The sequence below is a fragment of the Microcella pacifica genome (assembly GCF_009371975.2).
GTDB classification, from domain to species: Bacteria; Actinomycetota; Actinomycetes; order Actinomycetales; family Microbacteriaceae; genus Microcella; species Microcella pacifica.
Genome location: NZ_VIKT02000003.1, coordinates 61176 through 80499 on the forward strand (window position 1 = coordinate 61176; position 19324 = coordinate 80499).

Annotated in this window: 17 protein-coding genes; 2 read left to right on the top strand and 15 right to left on the bottom strand. The window is 71.8% G+C overall.

Annotated elements, in window-relative coordinates:
* Window positions 1–17: 17 nt before the first annotated feature.
* From FK219_RS02410 to FK219_RS02445, 8 genes are read right to left on the bottom strand one after another with little or no spacing between them, the layout of a single operon-like run.
* A complete protein-coding gene (locus FK219_RS02410) occupies window positions 18–1274 on the bottom strand; it encodes a S8 family serine peptidase (RefSeq protein WP_328821574.1) in 1257 nt (418 codons plus the stop codon).
* Window positions 1247–1765: a DUF501 domain-containing protein gene (locus tag FK219_RS02415; protein ID WP_152582111.1), complete on the bottom strand. Its 519-nt coding sequence runs from the start codon at window positions 1763–1765 to the stop codon at window positions 1247–1249. Before FK219_RS02415 ends, FK219_RS02410 begins: the two co-directional genes overlap by 28 nt.
* Window positions 1762–2262, bottom strand: coding sequence for an FtsB family cell division protein (locus FK219_RS02420; RefSeq protein WP_152582112.1), 501 nt, complete (start codon window positions 2260–2262; stop codon window positions 1762–1764). Before FK219_RS02420 ends, FK219_RS02415 begins: the two co-directional genes overlap by 4 nt.
* 8 nt (window positions 2263–2270) lie before the next feature.
* Entirely contained in the window at window positions 2271–3551 is a 1281-nt protein-coding gene (eno, locus tag FK219_RS02425) for a phosphopyruvate hydratase (RefSeq protein WP_152582113.1), read from the bottom strand.
* A gap of 3 nt (window positions 3552–3554) precedes the next feature.
* On the bottom strand, window positions 3555–4829 hold the full coding sequence (gene hisS / locus FK219_RS02430; protein ID WP_152582114.1) for a histidine--tRNA ligase: 1275 nt from the start codon (window positions 4827–4829) through the stop codon (window positions 3555–3557).
* Between the two features lie 41 nt (window positions 4830–4870).
* Window positions 4871–5962 carry an ABC transporter permease gene (locus tag FK219_RS02435; protein WP_152582115.1) on the bottom strand — a complete coding sequence of 364 codons (1092 nt, stop codon included), beginning with the start codon at window positions 5960–5962 and terminating at the stop codon, window positions 4871–4873.
* Window positions 5959–6915 (bottom strand): ABC transporter ATP-binding protein, encoded by a 957-nt coding sequence (locus tag FK219_RS02440; protein WP_152582116.1) that lies wholly within the window; start codon window positions 6913–6915, stop codon window positions 5959–5961. Before FK219_RS02440 ends, FK219_RS02435 begins: the two co-directional genes overlap by 4 nt.
* 5 nt (window positions 6916–6920) lie before the next feature.
* Window positions 6921–7607, bottom strand: coding sequence for a MazG family protein (locus FK219_RS02445; protein ID WP_152582117.1), 687 nt, complete (start codon window positions 7605–7607; stop codon window positions 6921–6923).
* Window positions 7608–7657: 50 nt separating this feature from the next.
* Here FK219_RS02445 and FK219_RS14060 point away from each other — a divergent pair, with 50 nt between their 5' ends.
* Window positions 7658–8500, top strand: a complete 843-nt coding sequence (locus FK219_RS14060) for a CPBP family intramembrane glutamic endopeptidase (RefSeq protein WP_152582118.1) — start codon at window positions 7658–7660, stop codon at window positions 8498–8500.
* Here the strand turns inward: FK219_RS14060 and mfd are convergent.
* The 5 genes from mfd to FK219_RS02475 all read right to left on the bottom strand — a co-directional run bounded on the left by mfd (window position 8497) and on the right by FK219_RS02475 (window position 14376).
* Window positions 8497–12042, bottom strand: a complete 3546-nt coding sequence (gene mfd, locus FK219_RS02455) for a transcription-repair coupling factor (protein WP_152582119.1) — start codon at window positions 12040–12042, stop codon at window positions 8497–8499. The two genes, FK219_RS14060 and mfd, sit on opposite strands and share 4 nt — an antisense overlap.
* A 55-nt stretch (window positions 12043–12097) precedes the next feature.
* Window positions 12098–12721, bottom strand: coding sequence for an aminoacyl-tRNA hydrolase (gene pth / locus FK219_RS02460; protein WP_152582120.1), 624 nt, complete (start codon window positions 12719–12721; stop codon window positions 12098–12100).
* Between the two features lie 21 nt (window positions 12722–12742).
* Complete coding sequence (locus FK219_RS02465; protein ID WP_152582121.1) at window positions 12743–13384, bottom strand: 50S ribosomal protein L25/general stress protein Ctc; 642 nt, start codon at window positions 13382–13384, stop codon at window positions 12743–12745.
* Window positions 13385–13549: 165 nt separating this feature from the next.
* Entirely contained in the window at window positions 13550–14029 is a 480-nt protein-coding gene (locus FK219_RS02470; protein WP_152582122.1) for a gluconokinase, read from the bottom strand.
* Between the two features lie 23 nt (window positions 14030–14052).
* Window positions 14053–14376, bottom strand: a complete 324-nt coding sequence (locus tag FK219_RS02475; protein WP_152582123.1) for a putative quinol monooxygenase — start codon at window positions 14374–14376, stop codon at window positions 14053–14055.
* Between the two features lie 153 nt (window positions 14377–14529).
* On the opposite strand from FK219_RS02475, the gene gndA reads away from it, so the two are divergent.
* Window positions 14530–15978, top strand: a complete 1449-nt coding sequence (gndA, locus tag FK219_RS02480; protein ID WP_152582124.1) for an NADP-dependent phosphogluconate dehydrogenase — start codon at window positions 14530–14532, stop codon at window positions 15976–15978.
* 100 nt (window positions 15979–16078) lie between these two features.
* Here gndA and FK219_RS02485 read toward each other — a convergent pair whose 3' ends face one another.
* The gene (locus tag FK219_RS02485) at window positions 16079–18007 is read right to left on the bottom strand and encodes a CoA transferase (protein ID WP_152582125.1); all 1929 of its coding nucleotides are present in this window, start codon (window positions 18005–18007) and stop codon (window positions 16079–16081) included.
* Window positions 18004–19284, bottom strand: a complete 1281-nt coding sequence (locus FK219_RS02490) for an APC family permease (RefSeq protein ID WP_152582126.1) — start codon at window positions 19282–19284, stop codon at window positions 18004–18006. Before FK219_RS02490 ends, FK219_RS02485 begins: the two co-directional genes overlap by 4 nt.
* Between the last annotated feature and the right edge of the window lie 40 nt (window positions 19285–19324).

Consider the following 19324-nt stretch of genomic DNA (forward strand, 5'->3'; position numbering starts at 1 on the left):
GGGGGAACCCGGTTAATCTACTCCGACGGCGTGCGCCTGGCGAACTGCACGGCACCCGCGACGACCGCGCCCACGACGAGGAGCACAAGGCCGAGAAGCAGGCCGACGACCGGCAGCACGGGTGCCGCGGCGGCGATCGCGGGCCGGGCATCCGCAAGGGGGTCATTCGCGACCGAGCCGCGGGCGATCGGCTCGCGCGCGGGGGGCAGGTCGGCAGCGACGGTGTCGGCGTCCGCTCGACGGTGCACGACGACCCACTCGGCGAGACTGCCGAGCGGGTTGCTCGCAACAGGAGCGACGTTCGCCCCCACCGCTGCGCGCGCGTCGATGAGGCCGTAGCCGTAGAGCGGATCAGGCACCGTGGGCGTCGCGGGGCGGGCGGTGCGCAGAATGCGCTCGATGACGTTCGCGGCATCGAGCTCGGGATGCGCCGCGCGCACGAGCGCCGCGATGCCCGCGACGATCGGCGTGGCCCCGCTCGTGCCCTGCCACAGGGCGTGCCCGCCGCCCGGCACGGCGCCCACGAGCTGCTCGCTCGGTGCCATGACCCCGATCGTGATGCCCTGCGAGGAGGCGTTGTCGCTCGCCACGCCCGAGCGGTCCACGCCGCCGACCGCGAGCACCCCCGGCATCGTCGCCGGCGCCCCCACCGACTCGGTGCCGCTGCCCCGGTTGCCCGCCGCCGCGATGACGACGACGTCCCTCTCCTCGGCGTAGCCGAACGCGTCGTCCCAGCTCTCCGGCCAGCCCAGAGTGTTGCGGGTGAGGGAGAGCGAGATGATGTCGGCGCCGTTGTCGACGGCCCAGCGCACCGCCTCGGCGACCTGCGCGTCGGCGCTGCGCTCCCCTGATCCGAAGGCGAGCGAGATGCTCAGCAGCGAGGCCGCGGGGGCCGCACCGATGACGCCGCTCGTGGGTCCGCTCCCGCGACCGGCCGCCAACGAGGCGACCATCGTCCCGTGGGTGCGACCCGTTCCGCTCACCGGTCGCGTGCCGTCGTCAGCACCGCGCCCTGAGACATCCGTGCCCCCGATGACGGCGCCCGCGAGGTCGGGATGCGTCGCATCGACGCCCGAGTCGATGACCGCGATCGTGACGCCCGCGCCTCGCGTGACCTGCCACGCCTCGCTGATTCCATACTCGTCGAGCCAGTACTGGAGGTCTCTGATGGAATCGGCGCGCGCGTCGGGCGCGGGAGCGAGCGCGAGAGCGCCCGCGCTCGCCACGGCGAGCACGAGCAGGCGCGCTAGGAGCCGCGCAGGTCGGGAGTGCACGCGCACACCTCGGGGGTCCAGCCGCACTCTGCGAGAGCGCGGTCGCCGATCGGGTTGACGCCAGCCCCCACAGCCAGGGAATGGCCGACGAGGGCGTGCAGGCACTTGACCCGCGTCGGCATGCCCCCCGCGGAGTAGTTGTCGATCTCGGGAACCTCGAGCAGCTGCCCGCGATCGGCCAGATACGCATCGTGAGCGGCGCGGTACTGCCCCGCGAGCTCCGAGTCATCGGCGAGCATCGCCGTGAACTCGGCCATGCGGCCGTCGGCCTCGAGTCGGGAAACAGCCGCCGTCGCCGCGGGGTGGCTCAAGTAGTACAGAGTCGGGAAGGGTGTTCCGTTCGACAGCCGCGGCCGCGTGGCGACGACCGTGGGCGCGCCGCACACGCAGCGGGCGGGAATGCCGACGACGTCGCGCGCCGGGCGACCGAGCTGCGCGCTCACGAGCGCGACGTCGCCCTCGCTGAAGGGTGCGAACGGGGGCCGGCTCACTGCGCCCCCTCGAACGCGGGCGAGACGAGAGAGTCGGCTGGCAGGTCGGTGAGGCCCGCCGTGACGAACGACGACAGCAGGGCGCGCGTCCAGTCGACGCGCGTCGTCTGAATCTCGTCGCTGATCGGCTGACCGTCATCCGAGGGGGGAGTGAGGCCGTCGTCGATCACGAGATAGCTGATGTCGCCCGGGTACACGTACAGCAGTCGACCGCGCGCTTGCGCCTCGATGTACGCAGGGTCCTGCCACCGATCGATCTCGATCTCGAGATCCTCGATCGCAGCCTGCTGCTCGGCGACCGTGCGCCCCAGCGCGGCGATCTCCTGGCGCTGCTCCACGAGGATGCGCAGGGAGGGCGCGAGCACGACGAGCCCCGCGACGATGAGCAGGAAGACCGTCACGGTGAAGCCGGAGAGCTGGAGGTTGCGGAACCAGGCGCCCACCCCCAGCGCCTCCGCGGCCGGAGCCGGGGAGGCGCTGCGCGGGGGGCGGGCCATGTCGCCGCCTAGGCGGTGAAGCGCGGGAAGGCCGAGCGGCCCGCGTACACGGCGGCCTCGCCCAGCTCCTCTTCGATGCGCAGCAGCTGGTTGTACTTCGCGACGCGCTCCGAGCGCGCGGGCGCGCCCGTCTTGATCTGACCGCAGTTCGTCGCGACCGCGAGGTCGGCGATCGTGGTGTCCTCCGTCTCGCCCGAGCGGTGCGACAGCACGGCCGTGTAGCCGCTGCGCTGGGCGAGGGAGACGGCGTCGAGCGTCTCGGTGAGCGTGCCGATCTGGTTGACCTTCACGAGGAGCGAGTTCGCGGTGCCGTGCGCGATGCCCTTCGCGAGTCGCGTGGGGTTGGTGACGAAGAGGTCGTCGCCGACGATCTGCACCTTCGTGCCGACGTCGGTCGTGAGCGAGGCCCAGCCGTCCCAGTCGTCTTCGTCGAGCGGATCCTCGATCGTGACGAGCGGGTACGCGTTCACGATCTCCGCGTAGAAGGCGGCCATCTCGGCAGCCGTGCGCGTCGAGCCCTCGAAGCTGTAGGTGCCATTCGAGTAGAACTCGGTCGCCGCGACATCGAGCCCGAGCGCGATGTCGGTGCCGGGTGTGAATCCCGCCTTCTCGATCGCCGCGAGGAGGAAGTCGAGCGCGGCCTTCGTGCCGGGAAGGTCGGGGGCGAAGCCGCCCTCGTCGCCGAGACCGGTCGAGAAGCCACCGGCCTTGAGCTCGCCCTTGAGCGCGTGATACGTCTCTGCGCCCCAGCGCAGGGCCTCCGTGAAGCTCTCGGCACCGACCGGCAGGATCATGAACTCCTGCACATCGACGCCCGTGTCGGCGTGAGAGCCTCCGTTGATGACGTTCATCATCGGCACGGGGAGCACGTGGGCGTTGGGGCCGCCGACGTAGCGGAACAGGGGAAGGTCGGCCGAGTCGGCTGCGGCCTTCGCGACGGCGAGGGAGACGCCGAGGATGGCGTTCGCACCGAGCTTCGACTTGTTGTCGCTGCCGTCCGCGTCCATGAGAGCGGCGTCGACGAGGCGCTGGTCGCTCGCGTCGAGGTCGTCCACGGCCGGGCCGAGCACGTCGAGCACGGCGTCCACGGCCTTGAGCACGCCCTTGCCGAGGTAGCGGCCCTTGTCGCCGTCACGCAGTTCGTACGCCTCGAAGGCGCCCGTCGACGCGCCGGAGGGAACAGCGGCGCGCGAGACCGTCCCGTCATCGAGCAGGACCTCGACCTCCACGGTCGGGTTGCCTCGCGAGTCGAGGATTTCACGGGCTCCAACGGCCTCGATAGCTGCCACGGGTCAGTCTCCTTCGGTGGTGGTCGAATCTGCGGCTCCGAGCCTACGCCAGTCGAGAAGCGCGGGGTCGGGTGCGGCCTCGCGCGCCACGGGCGCGAAGCGGCAGAAGCCCTCCGCCTCGAGCTGCTCGAGAGCGGCCCGCAGATTCTTGGGCCGCTTCAGCAACCGCACGCGGGCGCCCTCGCCGACGAGGGCGGCCTGCAGAGCCACGATCGTCGCGGGGGCGACCTCGCGGTCGTAGACGAGAGCCGCATCCTCGGCGCCCCCCGTCTCGGTGAGCTGCACGAGGTCGATGAGGCGCTCGAAGCCGAGCGAGAAGCCGGTCGCGGGCACCTCGCTGCCGAGGAACCGCCCGATCATGCCGTCGTAGCGGCCCCCGCCGCCGAGCGAGTAGCCGAGCTGCGGGTGCGCGACCTCGAAGATCGGGCCCGTGTAGTAGCCCATGCCGCGCACGAGGAACGGGTCGAACTGCAGCGGAAGCTCGGGCAGCGCCTCGCGCAGTGCGCGCAGATCGTCGAGGGCCGGGCTGCCGTCGAACGCGGGGCTCTGCAGCAGGCTCCACGAGTCGCCCTCATCGGCGGCAAGGGCCTCGAACAGCTCGCGTGCGTGCGCGACACCGAGCGTGACGAGCTCGTCGACCACACCGTCGACGCCGAGCTTGTCGAGCTTGTCGATCGTGATGAGCGCCTGCGGCTGCAGCGTCGCGGGCACGCCGTGCCGCGTGAGCCACGCCGTGAGCAGGCGACGGTCGTTTACGCGGATGCTGCAGTCGGGGATACCCAGGGCGTCGAGCGCCGCCGAGGTCGCCGCGATGAGCTCGACCTCGGCGATGATGCCCGGCTCGCCGATGATGTCGATGTCGCACTGCACGAACTGGCGGTAGCGGCCCTTCTGCGGGCGCTCCGCCCGCCAGACCGGCGCCACCTGAATGGCCCGGAACACGGTCGGCAGCTGCCCGCGGTTGCTCGCGTAGAAGCGCGCGAGCGGCACCGTGAGGTCGAACCGAAGACCCAGGTCGGCGAGCTCGAGAGGCGACTCGGCCGTGCGCAGGTCATCCACGGTCAGACCGCGCCGCATGACCGCGAACGCGAGCTTCTCGTTGTCGCCGCCGAGGCCCGCGTGCAGGCGATCGGCGTCCTCCATGACGGGAGTCTCGATCTCGTCGAAGCCGTGCGCGCGGTACACGCCGCGCACCGTCGCGAGCACACGCTCGCGACGGGCCTTGTCGGCGGGCAGGATGTCGCGCATCCCGCGGGGCGGGGTCACCGGGCTGGCCATACGCTCGATTCTGTCACGCAGCCCGGGCGCCCCCGGTGCGCTCAGGCGACCCGGCTGCCCTTCGGCAGGCGACCTGCCGGGGTGCGCGTGCGCGCGATGCCACCGCCCAGTGCGAGCGCTGCCAGCAGGAGGTGCAGCAGGAGGCCGACGAACCAGCTGGGCACCGTGCGCTCGAAGACCTCCTGAGGCGTCTCGTAGTCGTTGAGAAGATCGAGGTCGCCGGCGAGCGCCGCCGCGCACTCGTCCGTGACCATCTCGAGCTCGGGGGCGAGCTGGGCCGCCCGCACGCCCGTCGCGATCGTGCCGAACAGGTCTTGCGGGTTGCCGTTGCTGTCGAATGTCGTCGGCGCGGCATCCGCGAGCACGACGTACGGGTTCGCGGCGAGGATGCCCCACACGTAGTCGAAGCGGGGCACGAGGTACTCGTAGGTCTCGGGCGGAAGGCACTCGACCTGCTCGGGGAATCCTGTCTGCGGATCGAACTCGCCCCCGACGGAGTAGTCGACGCCGATGTAGGTCGAGCGGACCTCGGACTGGAAGGCGAGCCCGCCAAGGGTGAAGGCGATGAGCGTGCCGATGCTCAGCGCCGCGACGGTGAGGTAGGTCGTCACGACCGAGAACAGGGCGCGCGACATGAGTGCGGAGAGCCCGACGCCGATCGCGGCGACGATGCCGAGCTCGAGCACGAGCACGCCGAGCGAGGCCAGGAGCGTGTCGAGCCGTACGCCGCCCGCCACGACGGAGAAGACGAGGAACGGCAGGGAGGCGAGCAGGAAGGTGAGGGCCACCGTCCAGGCCGCGAGAAACTTGCCGAGCACGATCTGCGGCGCACTCGCGAGCGTCACCTGCGTCGTCGCGAGCGTTCCGGCGTCCCGATCGCCGTTGACCGCTCCCCCGCTGATGGCGGGCGTGACGAGCGTGCCGACGAGCAGCACGAAGAAGATGATGGTCGAGTAGACGCCCGCCGTCTCGGCGTCGCCCCCGAAGGCGGAGATCGAGGCCCAGAGCATCGCCGTGACGACGCCCACGAGCACGAAGACGACGATCACGAGGACGATCCAGGCGGCCGAGCGGATGCGCTGCCGCAGCTCGAGCAGGATGATCGTGCCGAGCGTGTCGAGGTAGCGGGTCATCGCGCCTCCTCCGGCCGTTCGCCGCGCGCCAGGTCGAGGAAGGTGTGCTCGAGGTCGCCCACCGCGGGCCCGAAGGCGCTCACCGCGACGCCCGCGCTCACGAGCCGGGCCAGCAGGGCGGCCGCGTCGGTCTCGCTCGCCACCGAGACGAGCGTGCCGAGGTGGTCCTGACCCACGCTCTCGAAGCCCTCGCTCGCGAGCGCTGCCGAGAGTGCCGCGGGGTCGACCGCGCGGATGCGCCACTGGCGAGCGCCCGCACGCGAGGACTCGATGCGCTCGGCGCTCGCCGTCACGCCCTGGTCGAGGTACACGGCCGCGTCGGCCATCTCGTCGAGCTCGGCGAGAACGTGGCTGGAGACGAGCACTGCGACGCCCTCCGCGGCGAGCCGCCGCACGAGCACCCTCAGATCGACGCGTGCCGCCGGGTCGAGGCCCGAGGCGGGCTCGTCGAGCAAGAGCACCTCCGGCCGGTGCACGAGCGCGCGCGCGAGGCTCAGACGCTGCTTCTGGCCGCGGCTGAGCACGCGCGTCGGCTGGTCGGCGAGCGATTCGAGCCCCACGAGCTCGATGAGCTCGCGCGCCCGCTCGCGGGACTGCACCGGCGTGAGCTCGTACAACCGCCCCGTCATCTCGAGCGTCTGCCGCACGCTCAGTGTCGCCCACGAGCCCAGCACGTCGGGCATCCAGCCCATGCGCTGGCGCACGGCCCGCGCATCGCGCACGGGGTCGGCTCCGGCGATGCGCACGGTTCCCGCATCCGGCGCGAGCAGGGTCGCGAGCACGAGCATGAGCGTGGTCTTGCCGGAGCCGTTGGGGCCGATGAGGGCCGTGACCGACCCGGCGTGCGCGGTGAAGCTCGCGTCGCGCACGGCGTGCACGTCGCCGAAGGAGCGCGCAACCCCCTGCACCTCGATCGCGGCGCCGCTCGAGGCGTGCGCTGGGGTTGCCGTCATGAGCGTCAGTCAACCACTGTGCGAGCCGCTGTCGATTCCGCCGCGCGGATGCGCGACTCGAGATCGCGCACGGCGGCGCGCAGGGCGCGCTCGGCGTCCAGACCCTGTGCGCGGCCCGCGGCCACGAGGCTCAAGAGTCGGTGCCCGAGCTCGGCCTCGCCCTCAAGAGCCGGCTCGTTCTCGTCGACCGCGATCTCGGCGGAGACGCCGTGCGCGCGCCCGAGAACCTTCTCGGCCCGGGCGAGCGCCGGCAGGCCGGCCGGGACGCCGTCGAGCACCGAGGTGCGCGCGGGCTTCTGCTGGCGCTTCCACGTCTCCCAGTTCGCCGCGACATCCTCGGCGGTGTCGGCGACCACGTCACCGAAGACGTGCGGGTGGCGGCCGACCATCTTCGCGGTCGTCGCGGCCGCGACATCCTCGATCGTGAACCGATGCTCCGCGCTCGCCGCAGCGATGTCGGCGTGAAACAGCACCTGGTAGAGAACGTCGCCCAGCTCCTCGAGCATGTCCTCGCGCGAGCCGTGCTCGATGGCCTCGATGAGCTCGTGCGACTCCTCGACGAGGTACTGCACGAGGCTCTCGTGCGTCTGCTCGGCATCCCACGCGCAGCCCCCCGGAGCCCTCAGGTATTCGAGCACGGCGATGAGCTGGTCGAGGTTCGGGTGCGGTCGCGGGGTCGGAAGCTCGCTCATGCCGCCATCCTCTCAGCCCGCCTCTCTGCCGCGTGCACGAGACTGGAGGCGTGCTCCCCGACCTCGACTGGCTTCCTCGGCTCGCGGCCGCGCTCCTCGCGACCGGCCTGCTCGTTCTCTTCCTCGTGCGGGCCGTCCGCAAGGATCGTCGCGAGTACGCACGCTTCCGCCGCTACCGTTCGACAGCGCGCCGCCAGGCGATGCTGCGACGGTGGCTCATCGAGTCGCTCGCCCTCTTCGGCGGCACCGCCGCTCTCGTGCTGGTCCCCGTGCAGCCGTTCGTCGCGCCGTTGCTCGCCGAGACGCAGGCCCTGCCGCCCGTTGCATGGTTGAGGGATGCTCTGACCGGCGGCCTCGGAGCCGGACTGCTCATCGGCGCCGTCGTCGGCGGCACCCTGCTCACCGTGATCGGCGTGCGCAGCGCCCGCGCCGAGGGCGGCGTCGTCATGGTCGGCGACATCGCCTCGCTCCTGCCGCGCAACCGACCGGAGCTCGGCTGGGGCGCGGCGCTCTCCGTGAATGCGGGCATCGTCGAGGAGGCCCTGTTCCGCCTCGCGCTGCCCGCGCTGCTCGTGATCGTCACGGGCGAGCCGATCAGCGCCTTCGTGCTCGCCGCTCTCGTCTTCGGCGCGCTGCACGCCTACCAGGGGTGGCTCGGGGTCGTCGCGACGAGCGTCGTAGGGCTGCTCTTCACGACCCTCTACGTCGTGAGCGGCAGCATCCTGCTCGCGATGCTCGTGCACATCCTGTTCGATCTGCGCACGCTCGTCGTCATCCCGATGGCCGTGTACCGCGTGCACGAGGTGCCGGGCAGCGTGCGGTTCCCCCGTCCTCTCGCTCTCGCCACCCCGCCCGCCCAGCCGGAGGCCGCCCAGCCGGAGGCCGACGCCTAGTCGCGAGCGGCGGAGGCGGCGGGCTCTGCGGCATAGAGGTTCTCCAGGGTGCGGCCGACCCACTCGATGAGGTCGTCGTCGCTCGCATCCTTCGGCAGGGGAACGGCGACGGCGCGCTGCTGGCCGAAGTACTTGGCCCCCGGATACATGCGCTGCAGCCGCAGCTGGCGCGAGTCGGGCAGCTCAAGCCCCACGATGCGCAGCATCTGCCCCATGACGACAACGTCGCTGAGCCCCAGACTCTGGGCGAGCCGCCGCAGTCTCGACACTGCGAGCAGCGCGTGCACGGGGGCGGGAGGATCGCCGTAGCGATCGGCCAGTTCCTCGAGAACCGCACCGAGTGCATCCGCGTCGCTCGTCGGCGATGCCGCGGTCGAGAGCTTCTGATAGGCCTCGAGGCGCAGGCGCTCGCTCTCGATGAACTCCTCGGGAATCCGCGCGTCGACGGGCAGCTCGAGCCGCAGCTCGGTCTGCTCGGCGGCCGCGTCGCCGCGGAACGTGCTCACGGCCTCGCCGATCATGCGCAGGTAGAGGTCGAAGCCCACGCCCGCGATGTGGCCGGCCTGCTCGGCGCCGAGCAGGTTGCCCGCGCCGCGAATCTCGAGATCCTTCATCGCGATCTGCATGCCGCCGCCGAGGTCGGTGTGGGCGGCGATCGTCTGCAGGCGGTCGTGCGCGGTCTCGCTGAGCGGCTTCGACTCGTCGTAGAGGAAGTAGGCGTAGGCGCGCTCCCGGCCGCGCCCGACGCGCCCGCGCAACTGGTGCAGCTGCGAGAGCCCGTACTTGTCGGCACGGTCGATGATGAGCGTGTTGGCGTTGGCCACGTCGAGCCCGGTCTCGATGATCGTCGTCGAGACGAGCACGTCGAACTTGCGCTCCCAGAAGTCGACCATGACCTGCTCGAGAAGCGACTCGCTCATCTGGCCGTGGGCGACGGCGACGCGCGCATCCGGCACCAGTTCGGCGAGGTGGGAGGCGACGCGCTGGATGCTCGACACGCGGTTGTGCACATAGAACACCTGCCCCTCCCGCAGCATCTCGCGGTGGATCGCGGCGGCGACCTGCTTGTCGCTGTACGCGCCCACATAGGTGAGGATCGGGTGGCGGTCTTCGGGCGGCGTCGCGAGGGTCGACATCTCGCGGATGCCCGTCACCGCCATTTCGAGCGTGCGCGGAATCGGCGTGGCCGACATCGCGAGCACGTCGACGTTGTGCTTGAGCTTCTTGAGCGCGTCCTTGTGCTCGACGCCGAACCGCTGCTCCTCGTCGATGATCACGAGCCCCAGGTCTGTGAACTGCACGCCCTGCGAGAGGATGCGGTGGGTTCCGATGACGACGTCCACGGTGCCCTGCGCGAGCCCCTCGAGCGTCTCCTTCGCCTCGCGGTCGGACTGGAAGCGGCTGAGCGCGCGCAAGTGCACGGGGAAGCCGGCGAAGCGCTCGGCGAAGGTCTCCACGTGCTGCTTCACGAGCAGGGTCGTCGGCACGATCATGGCGACCTGCTTGCCGCCCTGCACGGCCTTGAACGCGGCGCGCACGGCAACCTCGGTCTTGCCGTAGCCCACGTCGCCCGCCAGCAGGCGGTCCATGGGGATCGGCCGCTCCATGTCGGCCTTGACCTCGTCGATGGTCGTGAGCTGGTCGGGCGTCTCCATGAACGGGAACGCCTCCTCGAGTTCGCGCTGCCAGGGAGTATCGGGCTCGAAGGCGTGGCCCTTGCTCGACATGCGGGCCGAGTAGAGCTTCACGAGCTCGACGGCGATGTCACGCACGGCCCGACGCGCACGGCCCTTGGCGGCCGCCCAGTCGCTGCCGCCCATCTTGCTGAGCGCAGGCGACTCGCCGCCCACGTAGCGGCTCAGCAGGTCCAGCTGATCGGTGGGCACGTAGAGCTTGTCGCCCGGGTAGCCGCGCTTGGACGGCGCGTACTCGAGCACGAGGAACTCGCGCGTCGTCTTCACGGCATTGCGGCCGCCCGTGGAGACCTCGCGCGTCGTGAGCTCGAGGAAGCGCCCGATGCCGTGGGTCACGTGCACGACGGGGTCGCCCGGCGTCAGCTGCAGCGGGTCGACCTGCGTCTTGCGGCGGCTCGCGAGCTTCTTCGGCTGGCGCGAGTCGTAGCCGGCGCTGCGACCGTAGAACTCGGTCTCGCTCAGCAGGCCCAGCGTCAGCTCGGGCAGTTCGAAGCCGTGCTCGACGCTGCCCTGCACGAGGTACACAACCCCGGCCTCGAGAGACTCGGGCAGCTCGGCGACCTCCCGCGCGGCGACCTCCTGCTCCGCGAGCACGTCGGCAGCGCGCTCGATGAGACCGTGGCCGCCCGCGACGACGATCATCGTCCAGCCCGCCCGCGCGCGGTCGGCGACGTGGTCGACGGCGCCCGCGCTCGTGCCCGCGAAGCTGGGGGGCTCGGAGGCGTCGATGCGCACGACGTCGGGGTCGTCGGCATCGAACGCGCTCACGGTGAACCAGGCGCGATCGCCCGCCGCGCGGCGCAGCCCGTTCACGGTGAGGAAGTCGCCAGCGTCGAGGTCGATCGGCGCCTCGGCCCCCGCGGTCGCCGCGTGCCAGGCCGCGGTGAGGAACTCGCGGTTCGTCTCGGCGAGGCTCACGGCGCGCGTGGCGACCCGTTCGGGGCTCAGGACGGCGACCGCGGACGCTGCGGGCAGGTAGTGCGTGAGCGGCACGAGCTCGTCGACGAGCGCGGGTGCGAGGCTCTCCATGCCCTCGACCGGGATTCCCTCGCCGATCTTCTCGAGCAGCTGCTGCAGGCTCGGGAACTCGTGCTGCATCTCGCGCGCCCGCTGCCGCACCGCGTCGGTGAGCAGCAGCTCGCGCGTGGGTGGCAGCTCGACGCTCGCGACCTCCTCCGGCAGCGACCGCTGGTCGGCGACGGAGAACTCGCGCAGCTGCTCGACCTCGTCGCCGAAGAACTCGACGCGCACGGGGTGCTCGGCGACCGCGGGAAAGACATCGAGGATGCCGCCGCGCACCGCGAACTCGCCGCGGCGGGTCACCATGTCGACGCGCGTGTAGGCCAGGTCGACGAGCCGGCGGGTCACCTCGGCGAGGTCGTGGCCCCGCGCTCCCGCCACGAGAGTCACCGGCTCGATGTCGGTCAGGCCGGTGGCGAGAGGCTGCAGGGCGGCGCGCACGGACGCGACGACGACGAGGTCGCTGCGCCGGTCATCCTCATCGGCCTCCCATGCCGCGAGGGCGCGCAGCGTGCGGATGCGGCGGCCGACCGTCTCGGCGCTCGGGCTCAACCGCTCGTGCGGCAGGGTCTCCCACGCGGGCAGGTCGAGGATCGTCGCGCCCGGAGCGACGCACGCGAGCGCCTGCTGCACGGCCTCGGCCTCGCGGCCGGTCGCGGCGATGACGAGCAGGCACTGCGGGCCGTCACGGCGCTCGAGGAGGCCCGCGAGGAGCGGTACACGCAGGCCCTCGACGATGGAGAAGTCGGTGCTGCGTGCGGCGTGATCGAGCGCCGTCTCGAGGGTGCGGGCGCGCGACAGGGCAGGGATCAACCGCTCGAGACTCACGTCGGCCGAGTCTACGCGGCCACCCTGACGCTCCGCCCGAGACGGGATGCTCGGCTCAAGCCCGCGGAGCGTGCACGCGCTGCTGCGCCGCGAGCAGACCCTCGTCGACGATGAGCTCGACCGCGTCGGCGGCATCCGACAGCACGAACGGCAGTCGGGCGCGCTCCGCGGCCGGGAAGTCGCGCAGAACGTAGTCGGCCGCCTCCTGGCGCCCCGGGGGTCGCCCCACCCCGATGCGCACGCGCACGAACTCGGGCGTACCGAGCGCCTTGATGACGTCGCGCACGCCGTTCTGGCCGCCATGACCGCCGTCGGCCTTGAGCTTGATCGTCTCGAACGGCAGGTCGATGTCGTCGTGGATGACGATCGTGCGCTCCGGGGGGATGCCGAAGTAGGCGGCGGCGCTCGAGACGGGGCCACCCGAGGTGTTCATGTAGCTCAACGGGCGCGCCAGCACGAGCTTCGGCCCGCCCGGCCGCACGCGTCCCTCAGCGAGCATCGTCGTCGTGCGGTGCCGACTGAAGCGCGCGCCGATGCGGTCGGCGAGCTCGTCGAGCACCATCGCGCCCACGTTGTGGCGGTTGCCGGCGTAGCCGGGCCCGGGGTTGCCGAGCCCGGCCACAAGCCAGGTACTGCCGTCCGCCGCGCTCGGCTGCGAGCGCCGCTGCAGGCCGAACATGGTGGCGGGGTGCTCGGCTCGCTAGTCGTCCGACTCGGAGTCGGCGGCCTCGCCGGACTCGTCCTCGGCGGTCTCGCCCTCGGCGGTCTCGCCCTCAGCAGCCTCGTCGTCCTCGGCCACCGTCGCGCGCGGCACCGTGATGTTGACCACGAGCGCCTCGGGGTCGGTGATGAGGGTCGTGCCCGAGGGCAGCTCGACGTCGGAGGCGTGGATCTGGCTGCCCTCTTCGAGGCCCTCGATCGAGACCGTGAAGGACTCGGGAATGTGCGTGGCCTCAGCCTCGACGGTGAGCGTGTTGTGGTCGACCATCGCGATCGTGCCGGGGGCCGACTCGCCCTCGAGGTGCACGTAGACGTCGACGGTGACCTTCTCGCCCTTGCGCACGACGATCATGTCGATGTGCTCGATGAGCTGGCGCACCGGGTCCTTCTGCACGTCCTTGACGAGCGCGAGCAGCTTCTCGCCCTCGATGTCGAGCGTCACGATGACATTCGACTTGCGCAGCAGCAGCGCGGTCTCGTGGCCCGGCAGTGCGACGTGGCGCGGCTCGGTGCCGTGGCCGTACACGACGGCGGGAATCTTGTGGGTGGCGCGCAGCTTGCGGGCCGCGCCCTTGCCGAAGGACGTGCGGTCCTCCGCGACGAGCTTGTTCTGGTCAGCCATGGGTGAATCTCCTTGATCGGTGGGCTCGTGGCCCGGTCTGTGGTGTCGTCTCGAACGCGCGAACGCGTGAGGAAAGACCGTGAATGCCTTGCCCACCGCGTCGATCACGGAGCGTGAAGCACGCTCCCTCGCCGAAGTCCGCCCGTCAGTCTACCCGAGCGGCGACTACTCGAGCACCGGCCGGTCGAACACCGCCGCGATCTCCTCGGCGAGCGACTCGATGCTGCGCGCGGCGTCGACCTCGATGACGACCTCGTCGTCCTCCGGGTCGTCGAGCGTCGCGAGCTGCGAATCGAGCAGCTGCTCGGTCATGTAGTGGCCCGTGCGACCGGCTAGGCGCTCGGCGAGCAGTTCGCGCGTGGCCCTCAGCAGGACGAAGGCCGTGAGCGGAGCATCCTGCCGCAGCCGATCGCGATACGACCGGCGCAGGGCGCTGCACGCCATGATGCACGGGGCATCGTCGCGCAGGGATGCTGCGACGGCGTCCAACCACGGGGCGCGATCCTCATCGGTGAGCGGGATGCCCGACCGCATCTTCTCGACGTTCGCCGGGCTGTGCAGGTCGTCGGCATCGAGGAACCGCACGCCCGCGAGCGCGGCCGCCTCAAGGCCCACGGTCGTCTTGCCGGCGCCCGAGACGCCCATGAGGACGAGGGAGACGGTGCCGCTCAGAGCGCACCCCGGCGAGCATCGCCGACGGGGAGCGGCGCGAGGCGCGTGACCTCGACCGGCCCGGCGAGGTGCCCGTCAAGAGCCGCGACGAGGTCCGCGACCGGGGCGCCCGCACCGTGCGCATCGAGATCGGCCGCGCTCGACCACTTCTCGAGCATGACGATGCTGCCGTCGGGAGCGTCGTGGATCGCGTAGAGCTCGCACCCCTCCTCCTCATGCACGCGCGGGATCGCCTCGTGCAGGGCAACGAGCACCGCACTGCGACTCTCGGGCAGCGGGCGGAAGTAGGCGGTCACGACGACGGGCTCGGGGGAGGTCATGGGGTCAGGGTACCCGTCGCGCCGCAGAATCCTGGGCGCGGGCTCACGGTGCGAGGGGCTCGCGAGAGGAGAGGCTCTAGGCTGGGAAGAGCCGTGCGGCCGCGTCCCGCACCCTCGCGCATCTCATCCGCCCCACACCCGCAGGAGTTCGCCGTGACCCAGCCCACCGCCAACATCGGAGTCGTCGGACTCGCCGTCATGGGGTCGAACCTGGCCCGCAACCTCGCCAGTCGCGAGGGCAACACGGTCGCTGTCTACAACCGCTCCTACGAGAAGACCGAGACCCTCCTCACCGAGCACCCCGAAGCCGGCTTCGTCGCCACGCAGGACTACGCCGAGTTCGCCGCCGCCCTGCAGAAGCCGCGCACCGCCATCATCATGGTGCAGGCCGGGCGCGGCACCGACGCCGTCATCGACGCCCTCACCGAGGTCTTCGAGCCGGGCGACATCATCGTCGACGGAGGCAACGCTCTCTTCACCGATACGATCCGCCGCGAGAAGGCCGTGCGCGAGACGGGCATCAACTTCGTCGGCGCCGGCATCTCCGGCGGTGAGGAGGGTGCCCTGCTCGGCCCCTCGATCATGCCCGGCGGCTCGGCCGAGGCCTGGGTCACGCTCAAGCCCATTCTCGAATCGATCGCCGCCGTCGCCGAAGGCGAGCCGTGCGTCACCCACATCGGCACCGACGGCGCCGGCCACTTCGTCAAGATGATCCACAACGGCATCGAGTACGCGGACATGCAGCTCATCGCCGAAGGCTACGACCTGCTGCGCCGCGTCGGCGGGCTCGACCCCGCCGAGATCGCCGACATCTTCGCCGAGTGGAACACCGGCGAGCTCGAGAGCTACCTCATCGAGATCACGGCCGAAGTGCTGCGCCAGGTGGACGCCGAGACCGGCAAGCCGCTCGTCGACGTCATCCTCGACCAGGCGGGCGCCAAGGGCACCGGGGCCTGGACGGTCAAGAGCGCCCTCGACCTCGGCGTGCCTGTGAGCGGCATCGCCGAGGCCGTCTTCGCCCGCTCCCTCTCCTCCAAGCCCGCCCAGCGCACCGCGTCCTCCGGCATGCCAGCCGGCGCCGAGGAGTGGCAGGTCACCGATCGCGATTCCTTCATCGAGGATGTTCGGCGCGCGCTCTTCGCCTCCAAGATCGTGGCGTACAGCCAGGGGTTCGACGCCATCGTGGCCGGCGCCGAGGAGTTCGGCTGGAGCATCGAGAAGGGCGACATCGCGAAGATCTGGCGTGCCGGCTGCATCATTCGCGCGCGCTTCCTCAACCGCATCACCGAGGCCTACGCCGAGCAGCCCGACCTCGTCGCGCTCCTCACCGCGCCCTACTTCGCCGACGCCGTCGGAGGCGCGCTGCCCTCCTGGCGCCGCGTCGTCGCCGGTGCCGCACTCGCCGGCATCCCCACGCCCGCCTTCGCCTCCTCGCTCTCCTACTACGACGGCCTCCGCGCTGACCGCCTCCCCGCCGCCCTCATCCAGGGCCAGCGCGACTTCTTCGGCGCCCACACCTATAAGCGCGTCGACAAGGACGGCACCTTCCACACACTGTGGAGCGGCGACCGCACTGAAGTGAGCGCCGCCGACGCACACTGAGTCTTCTGTCGCGCCGCCGCCCCTGCGGCGCGACCCCGCTACCGCGCGACGAGCGCGGTCGCCGCGCTTCGCGGCCGCCTCACGCGCTTCTCGGGAGGCTTCAGCCTCGCGCGTAGCGGGTCTGGGCGAGGGACTGGTCGCCGCTCACACGGCCGACGAACAAGCGGGTGAAGAGGAGCAGGCCGGGCACGAGGAGTGCCACGAGCGCGGCGCCCGTCGAGAGCGAGACGACGAGCACCGTCACGAAAGACTCCGCCGCGAACGGTTCTCCCACGCGCAGAACCCCTGCGGCAGCCGTCACGAGAACGCTCGCGGCATAGCCCGCGAGGGTCGTGAGAGCCACGGCGGGCGCCACGGTCACGAGGCGCGAGGTGGCGTACCAGGCACCCGCGAGAGCAGCGGCCTGTGCGGCAGCACCTGCGAGCCACTCCGGCTGCGTCCAGAAGTACAGCTGGGGTGCGCCGCCCAGGGCCAGCGAGCCCAGCAGCCCGATCACTCCTTGCAGACCCCACACGAGCACCGCGCTCAGGAGCCCCCATACGAGAGTGCGCCCAGCGCCCAGCGCCGCCACGGCTCGCGCCGAGGAACCAGCCGTGGCTCCCGCGCGGCGCGACGGCAGCACCTCGTCGAGGTCCGACTGCCATTCGGGCTCGTCCGAGCCGAGCGGTCGGGGCGCCACGAACGTCTCGATGCGCACGCCGGCGACGCTCAGAGGCGGGTCGAGCACGAGTGCCTCGCCCCAGAACGTGTCGATCGTGCGACCCGGCAGCGTCGGCGGCGCGGGTGCCGCCGGAAACGCGGACGTGGCGTGCGCGTCAGCCTGCGACGCGAGCGCGGCGTCGCGCAGCAACTGCAGCTCGAGCGCGGTGCGCGCCAGCGAGAGTCGGCTCACCGACCCCGCACCGGTGTGACGGGCGCGCGCGACCCCGCGCAGAGCGGCTGCTGCCGCGAACCAGCCCGTGGCGTGATCGAGGGCCTGCACAGGAAGGGGCACCGGTACCTCGGCGGCGGCGTGCAGCATTCCGAGATGGGCGATGCCGGAGGACATCTGCACGAGGCTGTCGAAGCCGCGCCGCCCCGCCCACGGGCCCGAATAGCCATACGCGTCGACTTGCACCTCCACGAGTCCGGGGCGCACGCGACGCAGCGTCGCGGCATCGAGCCCCATCGAGTCGAGGGCTCCCGGGCGATAGCCGTGCACGAGGATGTCCGCCTCCGCAAGCAGGGCCAGTAGCTCCGCGCGATCCTCCACGTCGTCGGTGTCGAGGCGCGTGCACCGCTTGCCGAGCGTCATGTCCGGCGCGACCGACGGCTCATTCCAGCTCGGAGGATCCACGCGCAGTACGTCCGCCCCCAGCAGGGCGAGCACGCGCGTCGCCACCGGACCGGCGAGCACGCGCGTCAGGTCGAGCACGCGCACACCCGCAAGAGGCCGCTCCGCCACCCCCGCCGGGAACGGGCGACCCGACTCGCGCACGTCCGCCGCGACGAGAGGCTCTGCAGCCACGGCGATGCCCTGAGGATGCCGAGCCCACTGCTCGACGGACCGCATGACCGCGGCGCACCCGCCCGCGATCACGACCTCCGTCTCGAGCACGTCGCCAGTCCACCGCTCCACCGCGGCGGCGACGGCCGGGCGGTCGACAGGCTCCGGCAGTCCGAGCACGCGGAGCGCGGCCGCCCGGTGGTGGGGAGCGTTCGTGTGCAGGCGGATCCAGCCGTCTGCGGTGCGGTAGTCGCCCGCGACCGCGTCCCACGGCGAGGCGAGCGGCTGAGTCGGTCGCACCGCCGCGGAGAACCAGGCGTCGGCGAGGGGGCCGTCGACGATGACGGAACCACTCGCACTCGCCCCCTCGCTCGCCTCGCTCGCGAGCGCGGCGCCATTCGCAGCGGGGCGGTCGGACTCGTCGGCGAGCTTCGCGAGCGCGAGGCCGACCGCGCCCACGGCCTGCGCGGCGAACGCGCTCACCGGGTACGCGCCGCCCAGGGTCGGCTTGCCCGTCACGGCGACGGCGGGGCTCTCGGTCATGCATCCTCCTGGGGTCGACTCGGCGGTGCGCCACCGCGGCGGACGGCGATCAGGCGCAGGAGCAGCCCCACCGCGAGAAGCACGGCCGTGCCGAGCAGCGAGCCCCACGGCAGCGCGGCGACCAGCAGCACGCAGCCGAGCAGGCCCACCACCGCGACGGCACGCGGCTGCCAGCGGTGCTCGGCCTCCTGACGCAGCACCGCGAGGTGCGCGATCGCGTAGTACAGGAGCACCGCGGCACTCGACGCCGCCACCAGCTGAGCCGGCTCGAGCAGCAGCACGATCACGATCGCGACCGCAGCGATCACCCCCTCGGCGACGACGGGAGCGTGGGTGCGCGGCGACACGCGGGCGAGCACGCCGGGCAGGTCGCGCTCGCGGGCCATCGCGAGCGACGTGCGGCTGAGGCCCGCGAGGATCGCCATGAGCGAGCCCAGGCACGCGACACCCGCGAGCACCGCGATGAACGGGCGCCACGCGGGGTCGAGCAGCTCGGCCAACGGAGAGGTGCTCGCGGCGAGAGCTCCCGACGACAGCCGGCTTGTGAGTGTGAGCTCGATGACCGCGTAGAGGGCGAGCACGACGCTGAGGGCGAGCAGGATCGCGCGCGGCAGCGTGCGCCGAGGGTCGCGCACCTCCTCCCCCAGGGTCGCCATGCGTGCATAGCCCGCGAAGGCGAAGAAGAGGAGGGCCGCGGCCTGCACGACGCCGTACGGTGTCGCGAGCGACAGATCGAGCTCGGTGCCGCCCGGCTGGGGGGCGGCAGAGGCCGCGACGAGCATCCCGATCAGGCCCGTGAGCACGACCGAGACGATGACCAACGACACCCGGGCCGTGGTGCGCACTCCCGTCATGTTGAGCGCGGCGAACACGACGATGAGGCCGACCGCGAGCGGCGTGCGGGCCTCCGGCCACAGATACGCGGCAGCCACCGAGGCGATCGCCGCCGCCGACGCCGTCTTGCCCGTCACGAACAGCCACCCCGCGGTGAAGCCCCACCACGGGCCCACCCAGCGGCGCCCGAACGCGTATGCCCCGCCCGACACCGGGTGCGCCATAGCGAGCTGCGTCGTGCTGAACGCGTTGAGCGTCGCGACGACCGCGGCGACGAGCAGCGCCACGAGCAGACCGCCCGCGCCGGCAGCCGCCGACGCCGGCGCCCACACGAAGAACGCCCCAGCACCGATCATCGACGCGAGCCCGATGCCCACCGCCCCGACGACGCCGAGGCTGCGAACGAGCCCCCCGGGCGACGACGTCGGCACGCTCGGGCTCATGGACGCCAGACTATCGGCGCGCATGGGGCTCAGAGCGGCG